The sequence below is a fragment of the Ornithinicoccus halotolerans genome (assembly GCF_009602535.1).
GTDB lineage: Bacteria > Actinomycetota > Actinomycetes > Actinomycetales > Dermatophilaceae > Ornithinicoccus > Ornithinicoccus halotolerans.
In genome coordinates, this window is record NZ_WIQI01000037.1 from 1 (window position 1) to 24,351 (window position 24,351).

26 protein-coding genes are annotated in these 24,351 nt (G+C 74.3%); 11 read left to right on the plus strand and 15 right to left on the minus strand.

The window, feature by feature from the left end; genetic code table 11:
* Positions 1-1,020: ROK family transcriptional regulator (locus GFJ45_RS08405; protein WP_153396117.1), on the minus strand; the 1,020-nt coding region annotated here is incomplete at its 3' end.
* Between the two features lie 62 nt (positions 1,021-1,082).
* Here GFJ45_RS08405 and xylA point away from each other — a divergent pair.
* The 4 genes from xylA (at position 1,083) to otsB (ending at position 6,099) form a co-directional block, all read left to right on the plus strand.
* Entirely contained in the window at positions 1,083-2,261 is a 1,179-nt protein-coding gene (gene xylA, locus GFJ45_RS08410; protein ID WP_153396119.1) for a xylose isomerase, read from the plus strand.
* Positions 2,262-2,279: 18 nt separating this feature from the next.
* The gene (gene xylB / locus GFJ45_RS08415; protein WP_153396121.1) at positions 2,280-3,737 is read left to right on the plus strand and encodes a xylulokinase; all 1,458 of its coding nucleotides are present in this window, start codon (positions 2,280-2,282) and stop codon (positions 3,735-3,737) included.
* A gap of 105 nt (positions 3,738-3,842) precedes the next feature.
* Positions 3,843-5,288, plus strand: coding sequence for an alpha,alpha-trehalose-phosphate synthase (UDP-forming) (locus tag GFJ45_RS08420; RefSeq protein WP_153396124.1), 1,446 nt, complete (start codon positions 3,843-3,845; stop codon positions 5,286-5,288).
* Positions 5,289-5,340: 52 nt separating this feature from the next.
* Entirely contained in the window at positions 5,341-6,099 is a 759-nt protein-coding gene (gene otsB, locus GFJ45_RS08425; RefSeq protein ID WP_153396126.1) for a trehalose-phosphatase, read from the plus strand.
* A 24-nt stretch (positions 6,100-6,123) separates the two neighbouring features.
* Here the strand turns inward: otsB and GFJ45_RS08430 are convergent, their stop codons facing one another.
* Entirely contained in the window at positions 6,124-7,140 is a 1,017-nt protein-coding gene (locus GFJ45_RS08430) for a LacI family DNA-binding transcriptional regulator (protein WP_153396128.1), read from the minus strand.
* A 315-nt stretch (positions 7,141-7,455) separates the two neighbouring features.
* On the opposite strand from GFJ45_RS08430, the gene GFJ45_RS08435 reads away from it, so the two are divergent.
* Positions 7,456-8,541, plus strand: coding sequence for an ABC transporter ATP-binding protein (locus tag GFJ45_RS08435; protein WP_153396130.1), 1,086 nt, complete (start codon positions 7,456-7,458; stop codon positions 8,539-8,541).
* A gap of 86 nt (positions 8,542-8,627) precedes the next feature.
* On the plus strand, positions 8,628-9,875 hold the full coding sequence (locus tag GFJ45_RS08440) for a DUF4032 domain-containing protein (RefSeq protein WP_153396132.1): 1,248 nt from the start codon (positions 8,628-8,630) through the stop codon (positions 9,873-9,875).
* A 12-nt stretch (positions 9,876-9,887) separates the two neighbouring features.
* Here GFJ45_RS08440 and rlmB read toward each other — a convergent pair whose 3' ends face one another.
* Together rlmB and cysS are read right to left on the minus strand one after the other, a co-directional pair.
* Positions 9,888-10,823, minus strand: coding sequence for a 23S rRNA (guanosine(2251)-2'-O)-methyltransferase RlmB (rlmB, locus tag GFJ45_RS08445; RefSeq protein ID WP_153396134.1), 936 nt, complete (start codon positions 10,821-10,823; stop codon positions 9,888-9,890).
* 14 nt (positions 10,824-10,837) lie between these two features.
* A complete protein-coding gene (cysS, locus tag GFJ45_RS08450) occupies positions 10,838-12,301 on the minus strand; it encodes a cysteine--tRNA ligase (RefSeq protein ID WP_153396136.1) in 1,464 nt (487 codons plus the stop codon).
* A 41-nt stretch (positions 12,302-12,342) separates the two neighbouring features.
* Between cysS and GFJ45_RS08455 the strand changes: the two genes are divergently transcribed.
* Positions 12,343-13,011, plus strand: a complete 669-nt coding sequence (locus GFJ45_RS08455) for a GOLPH3/VPS74 family protein (RefSeq protein WP_153396138.1) — start codon at positions 12,343-12,345, stop codon at positions 13,009-13,011.
* A 99-nt stretch (positions 13,012-13,110) separates the two neighbouring features.
* On the opposite strand, the gene ispF is transcribed toward GFJ45_RS08455, so the two are convergent.
* From ispF to GFJ45_RS08470, 3 genes are read right to left on the minus strand one after another with little or no spacing between them, the layout of a single operon-like run.
* A complete protein-coding gene (ispF, locus tag GFJ45_RS08460) occupies positions 13,111-13,599 on the minus strand; it encodes a 2-C-methyl-D-erythritol 2,4-cyclodiphosphate synthase (protein WP_153396140.1) in 489 nt (162 codons plus the stop codon).
* The gene (ispD, locus tag GFJ45_RS16990; RefSeq protein ID WP_323368723.1) at positions 13,596-14,912 is read right to left on the minus strand and encodes a 2-C-methyl-D-erythritol 4-phosphate cytidylyltransferase; all 1,317 of its coding nucleotides are present in this window, start codon (positions 14,910-14,912) and stop codon (positions 13,596-13,598) included. Before ispD ends, ispF begins: the two co-directional genes overlap by 4 nt.
* Positions 14,909-15,391, minus strand: coding sequence for a CarD family transcriptional regulator (locus tag GFJ45_RS08470; protein ID WP_153396144.1), 483 nt, complete (start codon positions 15,389-15,391; stop codon positions 14,909-14,911). Before GFJ45_RS08470 ends, ispD begins: the two co-directional genes overlap by 4 nt.
* 206 nt (positions 15,392-15,597) lie before the next feature.
* On the opposite strand from GFJ45_RS08470, the gene GFJ45_RS08475 reads away from it, so the two are divergent.
* The gene (locus GFJ45_RS08475) at positions 15,598-16,143 is read left to right on the plus strand and encodes a hypothetical protein (protein WP_153396146.1); all 546 of its coding nucleotides are present in this window, start codon (positions 15,598-15,600) and stop codon (positions 16,141-16,143) included.
* Positions 16,144-16,203: 60 nt separating this feature from the next.
* Here the strand turns inward: GFJ45_RS08475 and phoU are convergent, their stop codons facing one another.
* A complete protein-coding gene (gene phoU, locus GFJ45_RS08480; protein WP_153396148.1) occupies positions 16,204-16,854 on the minus strand; it encodes a phosphate signaling complex protein PhoU in 651 nt (216 codons plus the stop codon).
* Between the two features lie 145 nt (positions 16,855-16,999).
* On the opposite strand from phoU, the gene GFJ45_RS08485 reads away from it, so the two are divergent.
* Both GFJ45_RS08485 and GFJ45_RS08490 read left to right on the plus strand, forming a co-directional pair.
* Positions 17,000-18,334 (plus strand): sensor histidine kinase, encoded by a 1,335-nt coding sequence (locus GFJ45_RS08485; RefSeq protein ID WP_153396150.1) that lies wholly within the window; start codon positions 17,000-17,002, stop codon positions 18,332-18,334.
* The gene (locus tag GFJ45_RS08490; protein ID WP_153396152.1) at positions 18,331-19,014 is read left to right on the plus strand and encodes a response regulator transcription factor; all 684 of its coding nucleotides are present in this window, start codon (positions 18,331-18,333) and stop codon (positions 19,012-19,014) included. The genes GFJ45_RS08485 and GFJ45_RS08490 overlap by 4 nt, the downstream gene beginning before the upstream one ends.
* A 7-nt stretch (positions 19,015-19,021) precedes the next feature.
* On the opposite strand, the gene GFJ45_RS08495 is transcribed toward GFJ45_RS08490, so the two are convergent.
* From GFJ45_RS08495 to GFJ45_RS08525, 7 genes are all read right to left on the minus strand, one after another.
* Entirely contained in the window at positions 19,022-19,792 is a 771-nt protein-coding gene (locus GFJ45_RS08495) for a phosphoglyceromutase (protein WP_153396154.1), read from the minus strand.
* A 10-nt stretch (positions 19,793-19,802) separates the two neighbouring features.
* Positions 19,803-20,363: a YbjN domain-containing protein gene (locus GFJ45_RS08500; protein WP_407670386.1), complete on the minus strand. Its 561-nt coding sequence runs from the start codon at positions 20,361-20,363 to the stop codon at positions 19,803-19,805.
* Positions 20,360-21,634, minus strand: coding sequence for a D-inositol-3-phosphate glycosyltransferase (mshA, locus tag GFJ45_RS08505; RefSeq protein WP_228386726.1), 1,275 nt, complete (start codon positions 21,632-21,634; stop codon positions 20,360-20,362). Before mshA ends, GFJ45_RS08500 begins: the two co-directional genes overlap by 4 nt.
* A gap of 175 nt (positions 21,635-21,809) precedes the next feature.
* Complete coding sequence (locus tag GFJ45_RS08510; RefSeq protein ID WP_228386718.1) at positions 21,810-22,184, minus strand: phosphomannose isomerase type II C-terminal cupin domain; 375 nt, start codon at positions 22,182-22,184, stop codon at positions 21,810-21,812.
* Between the two features lie 11 nt (positions 22,185-22,195).
* Positions 22,196-22,522: a DUF2516 family protein gene (locus GFJ45_RS08515; RefSeq protein ID WP_153396161.1), complete on the minus strand. Its 327-nt coding sequence runs from the start codon at positions 22,520-22,522 to the stop codon at positions 22,196-22,198.
* Positions 22,523-22,543: 21 nt separating this feature from the next.
* Positions 22,544-22,975, minus strand: a complete 432-nt coding sequence (gene dtd, locus GFJ45_RS08520) for a D-aminoacyl-tRNA deacylase (protein ID WP_153396163.1) — start codon at positions 22,973-22,975, stop codon at positions 22,544-22,546.
* A gap of 8 nt (positions 22,976-22,983) precedes the next feature.
* A complete protein-coding gene (locus GFJ45_RS08525; RefSeq protein WP_153396165.1) occupies positions 22,984-23,955 on the minus strand; it encodes an asparaginase in 972 nt (323 codons plus the stop codon).
* Between the two features lie 175 nt (positions 23,956-24,130).
* On the opposite strand from GFJ45_RS08525, the gene GFJ45_RS08530 reads away from it, so the two are divergent.
* On the plus strand, positions 24,131-24,351 hold a 221-nt coding region (locus GFJ45_RS08530), incomplete at its 3' end, for a hypothetical protein (protein ID WP_228386720.1).

Below are 24,351 nucleotides of genomic sequence, written 5' to 3' on the forward strand. Positions count from 1 at the left end.
GGCGGCCCGGTCCAGCGCGGCGCGGGCGGGCTCGCCGGCGGCGCCGTCGCGCAGGGCCACCTCCAGCAGCTCCTCGGCCTCCGCGGTCGGCGGCAGGCCGGCGGCCTCCGCCAGCGCCTCCTTGCCGGCGTACTGCTCGAGGCACCCGGTCGCTCCACATCGGCACCGGGGACCGTCGGGTACCACGGCGACGTGGCCGATCTCCCCTGCCCACCCGTGGGTACCGGCCTCCACCACCCCCCGGCTGACGGTGGCGGCGCCGATGCCCACCTGCGCGGAGACGTAGAGGAAGGTCGGCGGCAGCTGCGGGCCGTTGCGGCGCGGGCGGGTCGCGGCCATCGCGCCCGCGTCGGCCTCGTTGACGACCGCGACCACGTCGCCGAGGCCGTCGGTGTCGCCGAGCCCGGCCAGTGGGTCCACGTCGGTCCAGCCGAGGTTGGGCGCCAGCAGCAGCCGGCCGCTACCGCGCTGGACCAGCCCCGGCAGCGCCAGTGCGGAGGCCACGACCCGGCCGCCGGTGCGCCCGGCACGGCGGGCCACCGCGCGGGCCAGGTCACCGGTGCGCGCCAGCACCTGAGTGGGGTCGCTGCCCCGCAGGTCGTCGTGGACGACCTCCTCGGCGACCACCTCGCCGGAGAGGTCCAGCGCCCGCGCGGCCAGGAAGTCCACGTTGACCTCGAGCCCGAGTCCCAGCAGCGTGCGCCGCGCCGGGAGCAGCGGGACGGCGGGGCGGCCACGGCCGCCGTGGGACACCGCCTCCTCCTCCCGCAGGATCCCGGCCGCGAGCAGGTCGTCGACGAGCCGGGACACCGTCGAGCGGGTCATGCCGGTGCGGGCGGCCAGCGCGGCCCGGGACAGCGGGATCCCGGCGCCGAACAGCTGCTGGGTCAGCAGCGCGAGGTTGTGCTCGCGGATGGTCCCTTGCCGCGCCCCGACTCCGGCGCCGGCGCCGGCGCCGCGGGCAGGGTCGTGCTGCCGGCGCGCGCCGGAAGGCACCCGGGTGCTGGACGTCGCGCTCACCCTTGAACACTACCGGGCCGGCGGATTAGGTTTCGCCTAACAACAAACTCAGGAGGCAGCCCGTGTCACCCACCCCCCGTCCCGAGGACAGGTTCTCCTTCGGCCTCTGGACCGTCGGCTGGCAGGCCGCCGACCCGTTCGGTGACGCCACCCGTCCCGCGCTGGACCCGTGGGAGTACCTCGGCCCGCTGGCCGCAGCCGGCGCCTGGGGGGTGACCTTCCACGACGACGACGTGGTCCCGTTCGGGACGCCCGAGCCGGAGCGCCGCTCAATTTTGCGTCGGTTCGCCGACGCCGCGCGGGAGGCCGGCCTGGTCGTGGAGATGGTGACGACGAACACCTTCGCCCACCCCGTCTTCAAGGACGGCGCGCTCACCGCCAACGACCGCGGCGTGCGCCGGTTCGGGCTGCGCAAGCTGCTGCGCAACGTGGATCTGGCCGCCGAGCTGGGCGCGCAGACGTTCGTGATGTGGGGCGGCCGGGAGGGCGCCGAGTACGACGGCTCCAAGGACGCCCACGCCGCGTTCGAGCGGTACCGGGAGGGGGTGGACACGCTGGCCGGATACGTCAAGGAGCAGGGCTACGACCTGCGCATCGCGCTGGAGCCCAAGCCGAACGAGCCACGCGGCGACATCTTCCTGCCCACCGTCGGCCACGCGCTGGGCTTCATCGCCGAGCTGGAGCACGGTGACATCGTCGGCGTCAACCCGGAGACCGGGCACGAGCAGATGGCCGGCCTCAACTACACCCACGGGCTGGCGCAGGCGCTGTGGGCCGGCAAGCTGTTCCACGTCGACCTCAACGGCCAGCGCTCCATCAAGTACGACCAGGACCTGGCCTTCGGCCACGGCGACGTGCTGTCGGCGTTCTTCACCGTGGACCTGCTGGAGAACGGCTTCCCTGGCGGCGGTCCCACCTACGACGGGCCCCGGCACTTCGACTACAAGCCCTCGCGCACTGAGGGCATGCCCGGGATCTGGGAGTCGGCCCGCGCCAACATGGAGTCCTACCTGCTGGCGCGGAAGGCCCGGGCCTTCCGCGCGGACCCGGAGGTGCAGGAGGCCATGGAGCAGGCCGGCGTGCTGGAGCTCTCCCGACCCACGCTCGGGGACGGCGAGTCGACCGCGGACCTGCTGGCGGACCGCTCCGCGTTCGAGGACTTCGCTGTGGACGGTGCGGCGCAGCGCCACCTGGGGTTCGTGCGGCTGAACCAGCTGGCGGTGCGCCACCTGGTCGGCTGACCCTGCCAGGCTAGGCGCATGAGCACGCTCGTCGCCGGCATCGACAGCTCCACCCAGTCCTGCAAGGTCGTCGTGCGGGAGGCCGACACCGGACGCCTGGTCCGGGAGGGTCGGGCGGCGCACCCGAACGGGACCGAGGTCGACCCCGAGGCCTGGTGGCAGGCGCTGCAGGCCGCCGTCGACGCCGCCGGCGGGCTCGCCGACGTCGCTGCCGCCGCGGTGGGTGGCCAGCAGCACGGCATGGTCGTCCTGGACGCCGAGGGCCAGGTCATCCGGCCGGCCCTGTTGTGGAACGACACCCGCAGCGCGCGGGCGGCCGAGGACCTGGTCCACGAGCTGGGTGGCCCGGGCGCGGACCGCGAGGTCGGCGCCGCCGCCTGGGCGCGGGCCGTCGGGTCGGTCCCGGTCGCCTCGCTGACCGTCACCAAGCTGCGCTGGCTCGCCGACCACGAGCCCGAGCACGCCGCCCGGGTCGCCGCGGTCGCGCTTCCCCACGACTGGCTCAGCTGGCGGCTGATGGGCGGTGGCGACCTGGACCTGCTGGCCACCGACCGCTCGGACGCCTCCGGCACCGGCTACTTCGACGCGATGGGGAACCGCTACCGCCACGACCTGCTCGCCCGGGCGCTGCGGAGGGAGGAGACCGAGGGGATCCGGCTGCCCCGGGTGCTCGCGCCTGCTGAGCGCGCCGGCGCCGGCGACCCGGCACTGGGGCTGGGGCACCTGGCGCTCGGGCCAGGCGCCGGGGACAACGCCGCGGCCGCGGTGGGGCTCGGCATGGCCCCCGGCGACCTGACCCTGTCGCTGGGCACCTCCGGGGTGGTCTCCGCGGTCACCGACGACCCCGTCGCCGACTCGACCGGGCTGGTCACCGGCTTCGCCGACGCGACCGGGCGGTTCCTGCCGCTGGCGGTCACGCTGAACGGCTCCCGCGTCCTCGACGCCGCCTGCCGGCTTCTCGGCGTGGACCACGACCGGCTCGCCGCGCTGGCGCTGGCGGCCGAGCCGGGCGCGGCCGGGCTCACCCTGGTGCCCTATCTCGAGGGCGAGCGGACCCCCAACCTTCCCCACGCGACCGGCTCGCTGCTCGGCCTGTCGCTCGGGTCGATGTCACCGGCCAACGTCGCCCGCGCGGCGGTGGAGGGACTGCTGTGCGGCCAGGCCGACGGCATCGCGGCGATGACCGCCCTCGGCGTGCCGGTCCAGCGGGTTCGGCTGATCGGCGGCGGCGCACGCAGCCAGGCGGTGCAGCAGCTCGCCCCGGCGGTGCTGGGACTGCCGGTCGAGGTTCCGGAGCCGGGCGAGTACGTCGCCGACGGGGCTGCCCGGCAGGCCGCGTGGGTGCTGTCCGGCGCGGCGACGCCACCGCGGTGGGAGTCCTCCGACGTCGTCGCACCGGAGGCGGAGCACACCCCGCAGGTCTACGAGCGGTACCGCGAGCGGTCGCACCTGGTGGCCGAGCGGCCGGCCGGCTGACGCCCGGCAGCGACGGGACCCCCTGTCGCCGGTCAGCGGCCGGCTCCCCGCGCGCCGCAGGAGCGGCTCGTCTACGCTCGCCCGTGGGTGACCTCAGGAGGATGGATGCCATCGGGGAGCTTTGACTTCGTCGTCGCGGCCAACCGGCTGCCGGTCGACCGCGTGGTCGCGCCGGACGGCACCACCACCTGGCGGACCAGCCCGGGAGGCCTGGTCACCGCGATGGAGTCGGTCATGCGCCACCGCGAGGGCGCCTGGGTCGGGTGGGCCGGCTCGCCGGAGGAGACACCGGAGCCGTTCGACAACGAGGGCCTGCACCTGCACCCGGTGCCGCTGAGCGGCGAGGAGGTCCGCGACTACTACGAGGGCTTCAGCAACGACACGCTGTGGCCCATCTACCACGACGTCATCGTCCCGCCCACCTTCAAGCGTCGCTGGTGGGCCACCTACCGGCGGGTCAACCAGCGGTTCGCGGAGGCGGTCGCCGAGGTAGCGGCCGAGGGCGCCACCGTCTGGATCCACGACTACCAGCTGCAGCTGGCGCCGGCGCTGGTGCGCGAGCTGCGTCCGGACCTGCGGATCGGGTGGTTCGACCACATCCCCTTCCCGCCGGTGGAGCTGTTCGCCCAGCTGCCCTGGCGCAAGTCGATCCTGCGCGGCCTGCTGGGCGCCGACTTCCTGGGCTTCCAGCGCCGGCAGGACGGTGCCAACTTCGTGCGTGCCTGCCGCGAGCTGCTCGGGGCGACGAGCAAGGGAGAGGTGGTCACCTGGCAGGGGGCCGACGACGACGAGCCCGGCGCCGCCCCGCGCACCGTCCGCGCGGCGGCGGTGCCGATCTCGATCGACGTCCAGGGCCTGGAGGAGCTGGCCCGCAAGCCGGAGGTCCGGGAGCGGGCGCGGGAGATCCGCCACTCCCTCGGTGACCCCGAGACACTGCTGCTGGGAGTGGACCGGCTGGACTACACCAAGGGCATCCGGCACCGGCTGCGCGCCATCGCCGAGCTGTACGAGGACGGCGAGATCCGGCCCCCGGAGGTGACCTTCGCGCAGGTGGCGACCCCGAGCCGGGAGCGCGTCGCCGCCTACCGGGACCTTCGGGCGCAGATCGAGGGCACGGTCGGGCGCATCAACGGCGAGTTCTCCCTCATCGGGGACACCGCCGTGCACTACCTGCACCAGTCCTATCCGCGGGAGGAGATGGCCGCCTTCTTCCAGGCCGCCGACGTGATGCTGGTGACCCCCATCCGTGACGGGATGAACCTGGTCGCCAAGGAGTACCTGACCTGCCGCTACGACCTGGGCGGGGCGCTGGTGCTGAGCGAGTTCACCGGGGCGGCACAGGAGCTGCGACAGGCCTACCTGTGCAACCCCCACGACATCGTGGGCCTGAAGCAGACCATCCTGCGCGCGATGCGCGATGACCCGGCCGCCAAGCGCCGGCGGATGCGGACGCTGCGACGGCGCGTGGCGGCCCACGACGTGCAGACGTGGGCGGAGCAGTATCTTGAGGCGTTGGGCCACGCCCCGGACCGTCCGCCCCGCCGCTCCTGAGCGGGTCGGCGGCCGCGGCCGGTCCGGACACCTGTCGTCGCCCGGAGAGCAGATGATGCTGGACCTCTCGCTCGCGCACGCCTTGCGCGACCTCGCCTCCCGCCGCTCCATCCTGGTCGGCGTCGACTTCGACGGGACGCTGGCGCCGCTCGTCGACGACCCCATGGCCGCCCGGCCCGTCACCGGCTCGCTGGACCTGCTCGCCGAGCTGGCCGAGCTGCCCGACGTCAGTGTGGCGGTGGTCTCCGGCCGGGCGCTGGACACCCTGGACACCCTCACCGGCGCGCGCCCACCCGTGGTGCTGATCGGCAGCCACGGCGCCGAGTCCAGCCGCGACCAGCGGCTGCCGGACGAGGAGGCCACCCGCCGGCTGGCCGAGCTGGACCAGGCAGTCGCGCCGATCCTGACCGAGCACCCCGGCGTGCGGCTGGAGCGCAAGCCCACCTCACTGGTGCTGCACACCCGGGGGCTGGAGAGCGACCCCGCCGGCCGGGCCCTGGCCGCCGGCGCCGAGGTCGCGCAGCGCCAGGAGGGGGTGATCGTCACGCCCGGCAAGGACGTGCTGGAGCTGGCGGTGACCGAGGCCGGCAAGGGCCCCGCCCTGCTCCGGCTGGCGGAGGAGGAGGGCGCCGAGGCCGTGCTCTACCTCGGCGACGACGTGACCGACGAGCGGGCGTTCGCCACGCTGCGCTCCCAGGACGTGACGGTCAGGGTGGGCCCCGGTGACACCGTGGCCGACCACCGGGTGGAGGACGAGCAGGGCGTCCTCGAGGTGCTCACCGAGGTGCTGCGGCTGCGGACGGGCGGCTGAACGACCCAGCCGGCGCCGCGCCGCTCAGCGGGTGTCTGGCGCCGGCGCCGTGCTGCCCCGCACCACCAGCTCGGGAGCGAAGAGGAACTCCTGGTGCTGCGGCTGCGCGCCGTCGATCTCCTCGAGGACGGCGTTGACGGCCGCCTCGCTCATCGAGGCGACGTCCTGCCGGACGGTCGTCAGCGGCGGATCGGTGAAGGCCAACAGCGGCGAGTCGTCAGCCCCGACCACCGACACGTCCTCGGGGACGCGCAGCCCCGCCTGCCGGGCCGCTCGGACGACCCCGAACGCCATCAGGTCCGAGCCGCACACCACCGCCGTCGCGCCCGACTCGACCAGCCGGTGGCCCGCGGTGGCCCCGCCCTCGACACTGAACAGGGTGGTCTGGACCAGCGCCTCCACCTGGTCCGGCTCCACCAGGTCCGCCACCGCGGCACGGAACCCCGCGATCCGGCGCTGCACGGGCAGGTAGCGGCGGGGGCCGGTCGCGAGCCCGATCAGGGTGTGCCCGAGGTCGCGCAGGTGGCGGACCGCCAACCCGGCGGCGGCGACGCCGTCGTGGCTGACGAAGGGTGCCGGGACGTCCTCGCGGTAGCCGTTGACCAGCGCGATCGGGAGCCGCCGGTCGCGCAGCCGGTGGTAGCGCTCGACGGTGGCGCGGGTGTCGGCGTGGTGGCCGCTGACGAAGATGATCGCGGCGACCCCGCGGTCGAGCAGCAGCTGGACGTACTCGTCCTCGCGAACGCCTCCTGGGAGCTGCGGGCACAGCACGCAGGCGTAGCCCGCCGCCGCCAGGTGGGCCTCCACGGCCTGCGCGAACGCCGGGAAGATTGGGGTGCTCAGCTCCGGCACGACCAGCCCCACCAGTCCGGCGCCGGCGCGGCGCAACCGGCTCGGCCGGTCGTACCCGAGCACGTCCACCGCGGTGAGGACCGACGCTCGTGCCGCCGCGGACACGCCCGGCTTGCCGTTGAGGACCCGGCTGACCGTGGCCTCGCTGACGCCGGCACGCCGGGCGACCTCGTCGAGGCGACCGCTCACCAGAACCTCCCTGAGGTGCCTGCCGTCGTCGGGTCCACGGGTGCGCCGCACGCTGGGCAATCGCTTTCCATGGAGCCGCGGGGCTCGCCAACTGGCGGCTCGTTGTGTCAGGATGACTGATGTCCGGCGTCGTCTGCAAGATCTTGCAGGCTGCGGTCGGTGCCGGACATGTCACGGGCAACGTCGCCAGGTGACCGGCCACCGCCGGACCCGAGGGGACGGGCCACCCGCGGCGCGCTCGCAGGCACCCGCTTGTTGAGTTCCTTTACGACGGATCGTCCGGCACGTACCTGCCGGTGAAGGAAAGGCACACAGATGGCAACGGTCACTTTCGACAAGGCTTCACGCGTCTACCCCGGCCAGGAGGCCCCGGCCGTGGACGCGCTCGACATCGAGATCGCCGACGGCGAGTTCCTCGTCCTCGTCGGTCCCTCCGGCTGTGGCAAGTCCACCAGCCTGCGCATGCTCGCCGGGCTGGAGGAGGTGACCAGCGGCCGCATCCTCATCGGCGACCGGGACGTCACGACGATGCCGCCCAAGGACCGCGACGTGGCGATGGTGTTCCAGAACTACGCCCTCTACCCGCACATGTCGGTGGCGGACAACATGGGCTTCGCCCTCAAGATCGCCGGCAAGCCCAAGGCCGAGATCCGGCAGCGGGTGGAGGAGGCCGCCAAGATCCTGGACCTGGAGGCCTACCTGGACCGTAAGCCCAAGGCGCTCTCTGGTGGCCAGCGCCAGCGCGTCGCCATGGGCCGGGCCATCGTCCGGCAGCCGCAGGTGTTCCTGATGGACGAGCCGCTGTCCAACCTGGACGCCAAGCTGCGGGTGCAGACCCGCACCCAGATCGCCTCGCTGCAGCGCCGGCTGGGCGTCACCACCGTCTACGTCACCCATGACCAGGTGGAGGCCATGACGATGGGCGACCGGGTGGCGGTGCTCAAGGACGGCGTGCTGCAGCAGTGCGACACCCCGCGCCGCATGTACGACTACCCGACCAACGTGTTCGTCGCCGGCTTCATCGGGTCCCCCGCGATGAACCTCATGGAGGTGCCGGTCACCGAGGGTGGCATCGAGTTCGGCAACACCACCTACCCGATCGCGCGCGAGCACCTGGCCGCCGCGGGCAAGAAGGTGGTCGTCGGGGTGCGTCCCGAGGACCTCGACATCGACCCTGAGGGCCACGGCATCGCGGTCGAGGTCGACGTGGTCGAGGAGCTCGGCGCCGACGCCTACGTCTACGGGCGTCAGCCCAGCAACGAGGTCGACGACCGCCCCTTCATCGCCCGCGTGGACGGCCGCACGCCGCCGAGGAAGGGCGAGACCGTCCGGTTCCTGCCCAAGCCCAAGCACGTGCACGTCTTCAACGCCGAGAGCGGTCAGCGCATCGGCGACGACTGAGCGGCCGACCCACCGGCAGCGGCGGGCCCGCTCGGACCCCGGTCCGGGCGGGCCCGCCCACGTCCGGGCGCGTCTAGGCTTCACTCATGGTCCTCGACATCACGGCTGCCCGGCCCGAGCCTGCCCTGCTGGACCTGCCGTGGGCTCTCCCGCTGGAGGAGTGGCCGGAGAGCCAGCTGGCGGCGCTGCCACGCGGCATCTCCCGGCACGTGGTCCGGTTCGCCCGGCTCTCCGGCCAGGTGATCGCGATCAAGGAGATCAAGGCCGAGCTGGCCCGCCGCGAGTACCAGACCCTGCAGCTGCTGCGCCGGCTGAACCAGCCGGCCGTGGAGCCGCTGGCCGTGGTCAGCGGCCGCACCGACGCCGCGGGCGAGCAGCTGGACGCCTGCCTGCTCACCCGGCACCTGCAGTTCTCGCTCCCGTACCGGGCACTGTTCAGCCAGCGGCTGCGCCCCGACACCGCGCGCCGGGTGCTGGATGCGCTCGCCGTGCTGCTGGTGCGGCTGCACCTGGCCGGCTGCTTCTGGGGCGACGTGTCGCTGTCCAACACGCTGTTCCGCCGCGATGCCGGCGAGTTCGCCGCCTACCTGGTCGACGCCGAGACCGCGGAGCTGCACGACCAGCTCAGCGACGGCCAGCGGGCCCACGACCTCTACATCGCCCACGGCAACATCGCCGGCGAGCTGATGGACCTGGCCGCCGGTGACCTGCTCGACGAGGAGGCCGACCCGCTGGAGATCGCCGACCGGATCATGCACCGCTACGAGCTGCTGTGGTCGGAGCTGACCGCCAGCGAGCGGTTCGAGCGGGGCGACCGGTGGCGGGTGGATGACCGCATCCGCCGGTTGAACAACCTGGGCTTCGACGTGGGCGAGCTGGCGATGACCACCGACGTCGACGGCACCCACCTGCAGATCGAGCCCAAGATCGTCGACGCCGGCCATCACTCCCGCCGGCTGCTGCAGCTCACCGGCCTGGACGCGGAGGAGAACCAGGCACGGCGGCTGCTCAACGACCTGGACAGCTACGCCGCCGCGACCGACCGGCAGGGTGAGGACGAGTCGGTCGTGGCCCACGACTGGCTCGTCAACGTCTACGAGCCGGCCGTGCGCGGGGTCCCGCCGGAGCTGCGCGGCAAGCTGGAGCCGCCGGAGATCTTCCACGAGCTGCTGGAGCACCGCTGGTACCTGTCCGAGCAGGTCGGCTACGACGTCTCGATGGCCGACACCCTGCGCGACTACGTGGACTCGGTGCTGCCCGGCAAGCCGGAGGAGGCCGCGGTGCTGGGCCTGGACACCGAGGAGATCCCGATCCGGGCGCGGCTGCAGCCCTGACCTAACCGGTGGCTAGCGGCGGCTGCGGGCCACCTCGTAGAGGGTGACGCCGGCGGCCACCGAGGCGTTCAGCGACTCGGTGACACCGGTCATCGGGATGGAGACCACCTGGTCGCAGGTCTCCCGCACCAGCCGGGAGAGCCCCTTGCCCTCGGAGCCGACGACGACCACGAGCGGCTGGTCGGCCAGCGCCAGCTCGGGCAGCTCCACGTCGCCGTCCGCGTCCAGGCCCACGACGAAGAAGCCGGCACGACGGTAGCCCTGCAGGGCGCGGGTGAGGTTGGTGGCCCGGGCCACGGGGAGCCGGGCCGCTGCGCCGGCGGAGGTCTTCCACGCGGCGGCGGTCATGCCGGCCGACCGGCGCTCGGGCACCACGACGCCGTGCCCCCCGAAGGCGGCCGCCGAGCGCACCACCGCGCCCAGGTTGTGCGGGTCGGTGATGCCGTCCAGCGCCACCAGCAGCGGGGTGCCCGGGAGCTCCACGTCGAGCAGGTCGTCGGGGTGGGCGTACTGGTAGGGCGGCACCTGCAGCACCAGCCCCTGGTGCACCCCGCCCCCGGCGAGCCGGTCCAGCTCCTGGCGGGTGCCCTCCATCACCGGCACCTCCTGCTCGACCGCGGCGGCCAGCGCCTCCTTGACGCGGTCGTCGCCCTCCATCCGGCTCGCCACGTGCAGCGCGGTGGCCGGCACGTGGGCGCGCAGCGCCTCCACGACGGTGTTGCGACCGAAGAGCACCTCCCCGGTCTCGCGCGCGCCGCGGCGCTGCTGGCCCCGGTCCCGTGAGTCGCGGGCGGCGCGGCGGGCGGCTGGGTGCCCGACGCGCTCCTCGGCCCTCGGGGTCGGGCCCCGGCCCTCCAGGCCGCGGCGCCGCTGCCCACCACTGCCGACGGTGGCGCCCTTCTTGTTCGACTTGCGCACCGCACCGCGGCGGCGCTGGTTGCCGGCCATCGGGTCTCCTCTGCTCAACGGGTCCAGGCCCAGCGCGGGCCGGCGGGGGTGTCCTCGACGGCGATGCCGAGATCGGCGAGCTGGTCGCGGATGGCGTCGGCCGCGGCGAAGTCACGCTCGGCCCGCGCGGCCTGCCGCGCGGCCAGCCGGTCCTGCACCAGCGTGTCCAGCGCCTCCCCGGCGCGGTCGGCGGGGCCACCGGTCCGGCCGCCCCCGCCGCGCCACCGCGGGTCGAGCGGGTTGACCCCCAGCACGTCGGTCATCGCCACCACCGCGAGCAGCCGCTGTCGCGCGGTGGCGACGTCGTCGGCCTCCAGGGCGCGGTTGCCCTCGCGCACCGCGGTGAAGACCACCGCGAGCGCCTCCGGCACGTTGAGGTCCTCGTCGAGGGCATCGCGGTAGTCCTTCGGCAGCTCGGCCGCCGCGGCCTGGTCCGCCACCGCCTGGGCCGCGGTGTCGCCGCTCCCGCCCCCGACGGCCTCCACGGCGCGCTGCACGAACGACTCGATGCGCTCCACCGCCGCCTCCGCCTCAGCGAGGCTGTCGTCGCCGAACTCGACGGTGGAGCGGTAGTGCGCGGCGCCCAGGTAGTAGCGCAGCACCAGCGGCCGCACCTGCCGGGTCAGCTCGTTGACCGCCAGCGTGTTGCCCAGCGACTTGCTCATCTTCTCGCCGCTGAGGGTGACCCAGGCGTTGTGCAGCCAGTAGCGGGCGAAGCCGAGTCCCGCGGCATGGGACTGGGCCTGCTCGTTCTCGTGGTGGGGGAAGCGCAGGTCCACGCCGCCGCCGTGGATGTCGAAGGTGTCGCCGAGGTACTTGCGGGCCATCGCCGAGCACTCCAGGTGCCACCCGGGCCGGCCGCGCCCGTACGGGGTGGGCCAGCTGGCGGTGACCGGTTCGCTGGCCTTGCGCCCCTTCCAGAGCGCGAAGTCGCGCGGGTCCCGTTTGCCGCGGGGGTCGGCATCGCTGGCCGGCTCCATGTCCTCCAGCCGCTGGTGGGTCAGCGAGCCGTAGTCGGGCCAGGAGCGCACGTCGAAGTACACGTCACCGCTGTCGTCCTCGGCGACGTAGGCGTGTCCGCGCTCCAGCAGCGCCGCCACCAGCTCCAGCATCTCGGGGATGTGGCCGGTAGCCCGCGGTTCATAGGTGGGCGGCAGCACGCCGAGGGTCTCCAGGGCCTGCGTGGTGGCCCGCTCGTGCAGGTAGCTCCAGGCCCACCACGGCCGGCCCGCGTCGGCGGCCTTGGTGAGGATCTTGTCGTCGATGTCGGTGACGTTGCGCACCAGCGTCACCTCGTAGCCGTGACCGCGCTGCAGCCAGCGGCGCAGCACGTCGAAGGCGACCGTGAACCGCACGTGGCCGATGTGAGGCTGGCCCTGGGTGGTGAGCCCGCAGATGTACACGCCGACGTGGCCGGGGACGACGGGCTCGAAGTCCCGCAGCTCGCGGGTGGCGGTGTCATACAGGCGCAGGGTCACGCGGACCAGGCTACAAGCGGGAGCGACGTACGCTGGTGCCCATGCTCATCGCCGAGGATCTGCTGGTCCAGCTCACCGACCCCAGCAGCGGGGGCCTGTACGGCGGCAAGGACAAGGCGCGGCTGGGGCTGGCCGGCGCGCTGCTGCTGGAGCTGGAGGGGGCCGGGCGGCTCACCGTCGACCAGCGGGGGCGGCTCGCGGTCGTGGACCCGCGCCCGACCGGCGACGTGCTGCTCGACCAGGCGCTCGCCACCTTCGCCGGGCGGGCCGGCCGCAAACCCAAGGACGCCCTCCCCAAGGTGGCCAAGGGGCTGGACGCCGCGGTCTACGCCCGGCTCGTCGCCCGTGGCGTGGCCCGCCGCGAGGAGACCACGGTGCTGTGGATCTTTCCCCAGGTGCGCCACGCGGTGGACCCCGCGGCACGGGGCCGCACCCATGCCGAGCTGGTCGAGGTGCTCCTCGGCCGGACCGCCCCCGGCCTGCGCACCGGCGGCCTGCTGGCGCTGCTGCACGCGGTCGACGTGGTGCCCAAGGTGTTCCGCGGCGCTGGCAGTCTGCCCGGCCGCGAGCTGCGTGCCCGGGCCAAGACGATCAGCAACGGCGCGTGGTCGAGCGAGGCGGTCCGCAAGGCCATCTCCGACGCCGAGGCCGCCGTGGTGGCGGCCACCTCGGTCGTGGTGATGGCCGGCGCGGCGGGCGGCTCCAGCTGACCGACTCGGCGCGCCGGGGCGCGCCCGCCGCGGCCCCGGTGCTCCCCGCGCTGGTGAGCTCCCCGGGCGCGGCCCCCGGCCCGATCGGGCCAGCAGTGGTCAGCGCTCAGCAGGCACCGGGACGACGATCGCCGTCGCCAGGGCCGCGATGCCCTCACCGCGGCCGGTGAGCCCGAGCCCGTCGGTGGTGGTCGCGCTGACCGACACCGGCACGTCACCGAGCGCACCGGACATGACCTCCTGCGCCTCCTCCCGGCGCGGGCCCACCTTGGGTCGGTTCCCGACGATCTGGACGGCGACGTTGCCCACCTGCCAGCCGGCCTGGGCCAGCAGCCTGCGGGTCTCGACCAGCATGGCGGTGCCGCTGGCGCCGGCCATCTCGGGCCGGTCGACCCCGAACACGCTTCCCAGGTCACCGAGGCCGGCGGCAGACAGCAACGCGTCGCAGACCGCGTGGCAGGCGACGTCGCCGTCGGAGTGGCCCTCGATGCCGCGCTCCCCGGGCCAGTGCAGGCCGGCGAGCCGCAGCGGCCGCCCGTCCTCGGCCCAGCGGTGCACGTCAAGTCCGGTGCCGACCCGGGGGGTCACCCGGTCACCTCCTGCAGGGTCCCGAGCAGCCGCTCCGGGGACGCGGCCGAGTCCAGCCGGGTCACCCCGGGCCAGGGGGCGTACTCGCGGCCGACCGCCTCCGCCCAGCTGGGCAGCCGGTGCCCGGCGATGTCGGGACGGCGGGCGGCCACCCGGCGGCGGCGCTCCTCCTGGTCGGCCAGGACCAGCTCCACCTCCACCAGCCGGGCACCGGCGCGCTCGGCCACCGACCGCCACGCCTCCCGGGTGACCGGCAGCGGGTTCACCGAGTCGGCGACCACGTCCAGCCCCAGCACCAGCTGGTCGGTGGCCACCGCGTAACCCAGCTGGTACCCCTCCGGGCCGGCCAGCGGCCGCTCGCTGCCGCCGGTGCCGCCACCGGCGCTCGCTCCGTCGCTCCCGGCAGGCCCGGCCAGCAGCGTCTGCTCCAGGGTGTCGATCCGCACGTGGGCGGCACCGCGCTGACGGGCCCAGGCCCGCGCCAGCGTGGTCTTGCCGGTGCCGGGCAGCCCGCCGAGGACGAGCAGCACCGGTGCCGCCGGAGCGGCCGCTCGGACCGCCCGGCTCCCGCGCGTTCCGCCGGGGACGGGCCGGCCGGCGGACGCCTCGGCACGCAGCGCGCTCACCAGCGCCAGGTCCGGTGGGGTGGTGATCTTGGTGCCGAGCGGGTCGCCGGGGACCAGGTGGACCGGCTCGCCGAGGGCCTCGACCATGCCGGCGTCGTCGGTGGCCGGGCCGGCCTCCGCCCACTGCTCGTGAGCGCGTTCCAGGAGCGCCCGGTCGAACCCCTGCGGGGTCTGCACCGCCCGCAGCCTCGCCCGGTCCAGCGTGGCGGTCGCCTGCTCGAGCCGGCCGGGGGTCCTCGCGACGGCGACCCGCTTGATGGTGTCGGTGACGGGGAGGGCGGGGACGACCGCGCGGTATCCCGCGCTGAGGGCCGCGATGACAGCCTCGACGACCGGAGGCGGGGTCGCGGCGCGGGCCGCGTCGTGCACCAGCACGCGGTCAACCGTCCCCGACAGCCGCCGCAGCCCCAGCCGCACCGAGTCGGGTCGCTCCGCGCCTCCGGTCACGACCCAGCGGCGGGTGGGGCCGCTACCCGGCAGCAGCGGCGCGACCGCGGACTCGACCTCCGCCTCGTGGCCGGGAGGAGCCACGACGACCAGCTCCGCCGGCGGCGAAGCCACCGCCAGCAGGCCGCGCACGGCGTGCCGGACGAGGGGTTCGCCCTCCAGGGGGACGAGGGCCTTGGGCTGGTCGGCCCCGAGGCGGGTGCCCTGGCCGGCAGCGACCAGGATGGCCCCCAGGCTCAGGAGGCCAGGACCTCGTCGAGGGTGGCCTCCGCCTTGTCCTCGTTGGTCTTCTCGGCGAGCGCCAGCTCGGAGACCAGGATCTGCCGGGCCTTGTTCAGCAGCCGCTTCTCACCGGTGGACAGGCCGCGGTCCTTGTCTCGGCGCCACAGGTCACGGACCACCTCGGCGACCTTGACGACGTCACCGGAGGCGAGCTTCTCCAGGTTGGCCTTGTATCGACGGGACCAGTTGGTGGGCTCCTCGGTGTGCTCGGCCCGCAGCACCTCGAACACCTTGTCGAGGCCGTCCTGCCCGACGACGTCGCGGACGCCGACCAGGTCGCAGTTCTCGGCGGGGACCTCGATCGTCAGGTCGCCCTGGGCGACCTTGAGCTTGAGGTAGAGCTTCTCCTCACCCTTGATGGTGCGCGTCTTCATTTCTTCGATGAGTGCGGCCCCATGGTGGGGGTACACGACAGTCTCGCCGACCTTGAACGTCATCTTCAGTTAGCCCCTTTCGCGGACTTCAAGGATAACACGCGTGGTGTGGGTCACTCAATGTCCGGGACGCTGTTTGTGCTGGTCAGCGCCTTGCCCCCGGGCTGAGCAGGGGGTTCGCAGTGCTGCGGGGGCGGGCCGGGCGGGTGCTCCCGCCCCGCCGCGACCACGGTCGGCGTCGTCTCCGGGCACCCGGTAGCCTGACGTCCGTGACGACCCGACGTGCTCTGCTCCGCACCCCCGGCGGCCGCCTCGTGGCCGCTGTCCTGACGGCCGTGCTGGGGATCGGCCTCGGCGGCTGCCAGCTGACGTCGCCCATGACCACCGACATGAGCTACGACCCTGCCGACGGGGTGTCCGCCGCTGTCGGCAGCGTCACGGTGAGCAACCTGCTGGTCGTGGCCGAGAGCGAGGGCGGACCCGGCCGGGTGAGCGGCCTGGCCTCCAACGCCGGGGCCGAGCCGGTCACGGTGACGATCGCGTTGGAGGACCGCACCGAGGTGGCCACCATCGAGCTCGCCCCCAGCCAAACGGTCCGGCTGGACGGCGAGCCGCTGCCGCTGCTGAGCGCCGAGGGCACCGAGCCGGTCTCGATCGAGGAGGTCAGCGTGCCCCCAGGGGCGTTCCTGACGCTGCGGGTAGGCGTCGAGGGCGGCGACACCGTCTCGGCGGCGGCGCCGGTGCTGCCGCCGGACGCGCCGTACACCGGGCTCGCTCCGGAGCAGTCCCAGCGCACCGCCGGCCAGGACGGCTGAGGCCCCTCCGACCCACTCCCCCGGCTCGGCGGCGCGCGCCAGCAACAGCCGCGCGCCGGACTACAGCCCGCGGCCCCACTCCCCGGTGACCAGGTAGACCACCCGTTCGCCCACGGAGACGGCGTGGTCGGCGAAGCGCTCGTAGTAGCGGCCGAGGAGGGTGGCGTCGATGGTCGCCTGGGCGTCCAGGGTCCAGTCGGGGCTCAGCATGCGGGCGAACACCTCCCGGTGCAGCCGGTCGATGGCCTCGTCCTCCTGGTGCAGCCTGGCCGCGCCGAGCTCGTCCTGCTGGGCGATCGCGTCCCCGGCCATCCGGCTGATCCGCTCCCCGTGCTCGGACATCGGGACGATGACGTCACGCAGCGGCTCGGGCACCGGGCTGGCCGGGTAGCGCAGCCGGGTCAGCTTGGCGACGTGGCGTGCCAGGTCCCCCATCCGCTCCAGGTCCGAGCTCATCCGCATCGCGGTCACCACGGTGCGCAGGTCGGTGGCGACCGGCTGCTGCCGGGCGAGCACATCGACGGCGCGGTTGTCCAGGTCCCGGCGCACGGCGTCCAGGTGCTCGTCCTCGGTGATGACCCGCTCGGCCAGCTCCAGGTCGCACTCGAGGGCGGACTGGGTCGCCCGGGAGAGGGCTGACGCCGCCAGCCGGCTCATCTCCACGAGCTGGTCGGTGATGAACTGCAGTTCCTCCGCGAATGCTGCCCGCATCCTGCTCCCTCCTCGGTTCGGTGCTGCGCACGGTCCCACCCGCAGGTGAACGGTCCGCAGACGTCAAGTGAACACTGCCACACCGGCCGGCACCAGACGAGGGACGGGGACCGTCCGGCGAGCTGAGCGCCATACCCTAGGGGGCGTGAACGCACTGTCCGCCGGGCTGCTGGGCGCCCTCACCGGCCTGCTCGTCGGCGTGGTCGCCGCGCTGCTGCTCCTCCGGCTCGGCGGCCACGGGACCCAGAACGGGCACGCCGGCACGGACGACCAGTCGGGCCTGCCGGAGGGGCTCGCCGCCGTGCTGGGGGCGCTGCGCTCGAGCGCGATCGTGCTGGGTCCGGGCGAGACGGTGCTGCACGCGTCCGCCTCGACCGTGGCCTACGGGCTGGCCCGGGACCGGACCCTGGTCCACCCCGAGCTGGTGGCACTGGCCCGGGAGGTCCTCCGCGACGGGGTCGTGCGGGAGGTCGAGCTGGAGCTGTCCCGCGGCCGGCTGGGAGGCGGCCTGGTCCACGTCGGGGTGCGGGTGGCGCCGATCCGGGAGGACGTGCTGCTGCTCCTCATCGAGGACCGCACCGCGGCCCGGCGGGTGGAGGAGGTCCGCCGCGACTTCGTCATCAACGTGAGCCACGAGCTGAAGACCCCGGTGGGCGGCATCACGCTGCTCGCCGAGGCGATCGCCGACGCCGCCGACGACCCGGAGGCGGTGCAACGGTTCGCGGGCCGGATGCAGGTCGAGACCGAGCGGCTCGGGCGGCTGGTCAGCGAGATCATCGACCTGTCCCGGCTGCAGACGACGGCACCGCTGGAGGACCAGGTCCTGGTGGACGTCACCGAGTGCGCCCGCACGGCGGTCGACCACACCAGGCTGCTCGCCGGTGACCGGGAGGTGACCGTGTCGGCGACGGCGGACCGGAGCCGGCTGCGGGTCTACGCCGACCCTGAGCTGCTCACCACCGCGATCCGCAACCTGGTCGCCAACGCCATCGCCTACTCCGAGGACGGCACCCGGGTGGCCGTGGTCACCCGCCGGCACGAGGACCTGGTGGAGGTCGCGGTCAGCGACCAGGGCTCCGGCATCCCACCGGGGGACCAGGAGCGCATCTTCGAGCGCTTCTACCGCGTCGACACCGCCCGCTCCCGCAGCACCGGCGGCACCGGCCTGGGGCTCAGCATCGTCAAGCACATCTGCGCCAACCTCGGTGGCGACGTCACCGTCTGGAGCCAGGAGGGGCACGGCTCCACGTTCACCATTCGGCTGCCCGCGGCGGCCGACGACGACGACCGCCCGCTCGGCTCCGCGGCCCCGGCGTCGCTTCGGCGGCGGACCGTCACCGCGCCCGCCGGGCAGGGCCGGATAACCTCCAGCACGGAGGCACTGTCCTCCCCGCCCGCGCCGGCGCCGCTGCGGGCCGACCCCGAACCGTCCCAGTCCCGCCCGCAGACTCGCTCGCACACCCCCGAGAGGTGGTCATGACCCGCATCCTGGTCGTCGAGGACGAGGCGTCCTTCTCCGACCCGCTGTCCTACATGCTGACCAAGGAGGGCTTCGACGTCGCCGTCACCGACAACGGCCAGGAGGCCCTCACCGAGTTCGACCGCAACGGCGCCGACCTGGTGCTGCTGGACCTGATGCTGCCCGGCCTCTCCGGCGTGGACGTGTGCCGCAGCCTGCGGCAGCGGTCCTCGGTGCCGGTGATCATGCTCACCGCCAAGGACAGCGAGGTCGACAAGGTCGTCGGCCTGGAGCTGGGGGCGGACGACTACGTGACCAAGCCCTACTCGGGCCGGGAGCTGCTCGCCCGGATCAAGGCGGTGCTGCGCCGGCTCTCCGAGCCCGAGGAGCTGCTCCCCGCCACGGTGGAGTCCGGGCCGGTCCGGCTGGACGTCGAGCGGCACACCGTCTCCGTCGACGGCGAGGCGGTGTCGCTGCCGCTGAAGGAGTTCGAGCTGCTGGAGCTGCTGCTGCGCAACAGCGGGCGCGTCCTGACCCGGGGCCAGCTCATCGACCGGGTGTGGGGCAGCGACTACGTCGGGGACACCAAGACCCTGGACGTCCACATCAAGCGGCTGCGCGCCAAGATCGAGCCGGACCCCTCCCAGCCGCGCTACATCGTCACCGTGCGGGGGCTGGGCTACAAGTTCGAAGCACCCTGAGCCGGGCTCAGTGGCTGCCCTGGCCGGCGACCTCGGCGATGGCCTCCTCGGCCGCGGCCGGGTCCAGGTAGCGCCCGCCCTTGGTCACTGGCTGCATCTGCTCGTCCAGCTCGTAGAACAGCGGGATCCCGGTCGGGATGTTCAGGCCGGCGATGTCCTCGTCGCTGATGCCGTCCAGGTGTTTGACCAGGGCACGCAGCGAGTTGCCGTGCGCGGCCAGCAGCACCACCTTCCCGGCCCGCAGGTCCGGCACGACCGCTGACTCCCAGTACGGGAGCATCCGCTCCACGACGTCCTTGAGGCACTCGGTCGTGGGCAGCTGGTCGCCCAGGTCCGCGTAGCGGGGGTCGCCCGCCTGGCTGTACTCGGAGTCCGCCTCGATGGGCGGCGGCGGGGTGTCGTAGCCGCGCCGCCACGCCATGAACTGCTCCTCGCCGTACTTCTCGCGGGTCTGCGCCTTGTTCAGCCCCTGCAGCGCCCCGTAGTGGCGCTCGTTGAGCCGCCAGTGCCGGTGCACCGGGATCCAGTGCCGGTCGGCCTCGTCCAAGGCGATGTTGGCGCTGCTGATGGCCCGGCGCAGCACCGAGGTGTGCACGACGTCCGGCAGCAGCCCCTCGGCGCGCATCAGCTGGCCGGCCCGCAGCGCCTCCGCCCGGCCGTCCTCGGTCAGGTCGACGTCGACCCACCCGGTGAACAGGTTCTTGGCGTTCCACGTGCTCTCGCCGTGCCGCAGCAGGACGAGGGTGTGCGTGCTGGGATCCGCGACCGGTGACGTCATGGCCGCGAGTCTACTGACGGGGCGGGCGGCCGTCCTCGGGTCCGGAGGGCGGCTCCTCCTCCAGCAGGTGGCGGAACCGCGCCAGGTTCGCGGTCGACTCGCCGCGGCTGGTGCGCCAGGCCCACTCCCGGCGCATCGAGGTCAGGAACCCCAGCGCCAGCACCTCGTCGAACGGCTCGTCGCTGGCGGCCAGCACGGCACCCAGCAGCTCGTCGAGGGCGCGCTCGTCCACCCCGGCCAGCGGGAGCCGGCCGGTGACGAAGACGTCCCCGGAGCCGTCGACCGCGTAGGCCAGCCCCGGCAGCCGCAGGTTCCGCCGCAGCAGATGGCGGTAGACGGCCTCGTGGTTCTCGTCGGGGTTGCGCACCAGGAAGGCCTGCACCGACAGCGCCCGCTCCCCCACGAGCAGCGAGCAGACCGTGCGGAGCTTGTGCTCTCCCGGCAGGGTCACCACCACCTCCCGGGCACGGGCGCCCGGCTCCCACTCCAGGCCGGCGGCGGCGCAGTAGCCGGTGACCAGCTCGTGCACCTCCTCGGGGTCGGCGGCGGGGCCGATGCTGCCCTGCGTCACGGCACGACCGCCCTGGGGATCCCCTGCAGCCGGTCCGCCCCGGCGATCGGGGCCGGCTCCCCGCCCCGGCACGCCTCGGCATAGACCCGCTCCAGCCGGTCGACGGTGCGCTCCCAGCCGAAGCCGGATGCGTGCTGCACCCCGGACCACCCCAGCCGGCGCCGGCGCCGGGGGTCGGCCAGCAGCGCGCCGAGGACGGCGGCCCAGTCGCGGGGGGTGTGGCCCTCGATGAGCAGCCCGCCCGGTCCCACCGCGACCGGCAGCCCGCCCACCGCCGCGGCCACGACCGGCGTCGCGCAGGCCTGCGCCTCCAGCGCCACCAGGCCGAACGACTCGTTGTAGGAGGGCACGGCGACCAGGTCGGCGGCCCGGTACCACTGCACCAGCTCGTCACGGGTGACCGGTGGCACGAACCGGACCAGGTCGGCCACGCCCAGCTCGGCCGCCAGGTCGGCGAGCGCCTCGGGGCGGGTCAGGCCGCTACCGGAGGGCCCGCCGAGGATCGGCACCACCAGCCGGTCCCGGAGCGCGGGGTCGCGCCGGACCAGCTCGGCGGCGGCGCGGACGAGGACGTCGGGGGCCTTCAGCGGCTGGATCCGGCCCACGAAGAGCGGCACCAGGGCGTCACCCGGCAGCCCCACCGCGGCGCGGGCCTGCTGCTGGTCACCGGGGGTGAACCGGGACAGGTCGACGCCCGGCTCGACCACCCGCACCTTGTCCGGTGGCGCGTCGTACAGCTCGACCAGCTGCTGCGCCTCGCCGTCGGTGTTGGCCACGAGCACGGTGGCCGCCTGCACCACCTGCGCCTCGCCGATCTCCCGGCCGGGCGGCTCGGGGGCGTCCCCCGCAGCGAGCTGGGCGTTCTTGACGCGCGCCATGGTGTGCATGGTGTGGACCAGCGGCACGTTCCAGCGGTCGGCGGTGAGCCACCCGACCTGGCCCGAGAGCCAGTAGTGGGAGTGGACCAGGTCGTACCAGTGCTCCGGCCGCCCGGCCGCCGTACGCATGACACCGGCGGCGAAGGCGCACAGCTGGCCCGGCAGGTCGTGCTTGCCGAGCCCCTCGTACGGCCCGGCGGGCACGTGGTGGACCAGCACGCCCGGGCCGAGCCCGACCGTCTCCGGCAGCGAGCCGTCGGTGGCGCGGGTGAAGATCTCCACCTCGGTGCCCCGGGCGGCGAGCCGGCGGGCGGTCTCGACGACGTAGACGTTGAGACCGCCGGCGTCGCCGGTGCCCGGGCGCTCCAGCGGCGAGGTGTGCACGCTGATCATCGCCACCCGACCGATCCGACCGGTGCTCACCTGACCTCCCGTTGTCGCTCGCGGGTTCCGGCTGCTGCCTCCCCGCATCCTCCCACGCTCGTCCCACCCCAGCGTGCCGGCCGAGCCGCTCCCCGGTTCCTGACCGGGCTGGACCGGCACGGGAGCGGGTGACCGCCGGGGGCGGCTACGGCCTCTCCGGCTCCAGGTGGCGGTCGTAGTCGTCGTCGGTCCGCTCGATGTCGCCCTCCTCGACCTGGCCGAACGCCACCTCCACCACCCGAGCGGGGGCGACCCCGGTGTTGCCGAGCCGGTGCAGCCGGCCGGCCGGGATCCACACCAGCTCACCGGGCGAGGCCGGCCAGGTGCGGTCGTCCACGGTGACCTCGAGGCCGTCGTCGAGCACCTGCCACAACTCGCCACGGTGGCGGTGCCGCTGCAGCGAGAGCCGGTGCCCGGGCTGGACGGTGATCGTCTTGACGGTGACCGGGACCCCGGCGCTGAGCTGGTCGAAGTGGCCCCACGGCCGCCGGACGGTCAGCACGTCCGGACGGGCACCCACGGGGGTGGACCTCACCACGGGCCGTACGGGCCCGCGTGGCTGCCGCGGCCGCCGCCGCGCACCGCCCGGACGGCCGGGCGGACATCGGTGAGGTAGATCGCGGCGACGATGATGGCTGCCAGGCTGAAGATGTTGAAGGGGTTGGCGAAGAACACGAACCCGATCGCGGCCGCGACCCCGGTGAGCACCAGCCAGAAGCCCTTGGTCTTCTTGCCGGCCGCCACGAACGCCTCGGAGCGAGTGGTTGCCGCGTCCAGCAGCGCCCAGGCCTGGATGACGAGGGCAGCCACCCCCAGCACGAGGGAGACGAGCCCCTGGGCCTCAGCGATCGGCGACATGGTCCCAGCCTAATCGCCGGGTCAGTCGGCGGTGTCCAGCAACACCGTCACCGGCCCGTCAGCCACCAGCTCGACTTCCATGCGGGCACCGAACCGGCCGGTCGCCACCTCCACCCCCTCCGCGCGCAGCAACCCGGTGAGCGTCTCGACCAGCGGCTCGGCCACCTCCGCCGGGGCGGCGTCGGACCAGGAGGGCCGCCGGCCCTTCCTGGTGCGGCCGTAGAGGGTGAACTGGCTGACCACGAGCACGCCGGCGCCCGCCTCGGTGACCGAGCGCTCGCCCTCCAGCAGCCGCAGCCGGGCTATCCGGCGGGCCAGCGTGCCCGCCTGCTCCTCGGTGTCGCCGTGGGTGACACCGACAAGGGCCACCAGCCCGGGTGCGTCCAGGGCACCGACCGTCTCCCCGGAGACCCGCACCGCGGCCCGGGACACCCGCTGCAGCACCGCTCGCATGCGAGCCGCTACAACCCGACGGCCACGACCGCGCCGACCGGCTCGCCGTGGCCGAGGACGGGCGCGTGCGACAGGCTCGCCAGCGCATCCGGCGCGCCCACGCCGAGGGCGCGCAGCGCCGCCGCGGTGACCACGGGACTGGCCCGGCGGCCGCCGTCGGTGATCTTGACGGCCAGGCCGCGGCCGTCCGGCAGCCCCACGGCATACACGGCCTCGGCGCCGTCCTTGGCGATGAGGCCGGGCACCCCGGTGATGAGGGCAGTCACGTCCCTGCCCGGGCCCCCCAGCCACTCGGGGTGCCGCCGGATCGCCTGGGCCACCCGGTGCTCCGGGCTCCCCTCCGGCGCGGCGGCCAGCCGCCCGAACGCCCGTGCCAGGCCGACCGGGCTGACCGCCATGACCGGCGCCCCGCAGCCGTCGACCCCGGTGGCGGCCACGCGCTCGCCGGCGAGCTCCTCGATGGTGGCCGCGACGGCACGCTGCAGCGGGTGCGCCGCGTCCCGGTAGCCCGCGGGGTCCCAGCCGGCGGCCACGCAGGTGGCGAGCATGCCGGCGTGCTTGCCGGAGCAGTTCTGGGCCAGGCTCACCGGCCCGTAGCCCTCGGCGTCCCAGCGGCGGGCCTCCTGGTCGTCCAGCGGCCGGTCGGGCGTGTTCTGCAGGGCGGCCTCGGTGAGCCCGGCGTCCCGCAGGATCTGCAGCACCCCGTCACGGTGGAAGCGCAGGCCGCTGTGGCTGGCGCACACCAGCGCCAGCAGCTCGTCCGGCAGGTCCAGCCCGTGCCGGACCATCGCCAGCGCCTGCAGCGGCTTGTTCGACGACCGCGGGAAGAACGGCGCCTCGACGTCACCGCGGGCCAGCAGCAGCTCCCCTTGTGGGTCGGTCGCGGCGACCACCCCGTGGTGGACCGACTCGGTGAATCCCGAGCGCTCGACCCGGGCGACGACGGGAGCGGAGGCGTACGGCAGCTGCTCGGAGGTCACGGCCGCCGAGCGTAGCCGCCGCGGTCAGGAACCGCTGCCCGGCTGGCTGCCGCCCCCGGTGCTGCCACCGCGCCTGGTGCCGCCACTGCTCTTCGTGCTGCCACCGGCCTTGGTGCCACCACCGGTCTTGGTGCCGCCTGCGCTCTTGGTGCCGCCGGTTTTGGTGCCGCCGCTCGTGGCGGTGCTGCTGGAACTGCGCCCGCTGGCGCCGCGGGCGCTCTTGGCGCCGCCGGTGCTCTTCGTGCCGCCGGTGCTCTTGGCGCCACCGGTGCTCTTCGTGCCGCCGCTGCTCTTGGCGCCGCCGCTGCTCTTCGTGCCGCCGGCGCGGGACGTCGAGGTTCTCCAGCAGCCGGAAGATGGCGTTGGTGTAGCCGTCGGCCCACCCGCCGACCGCCA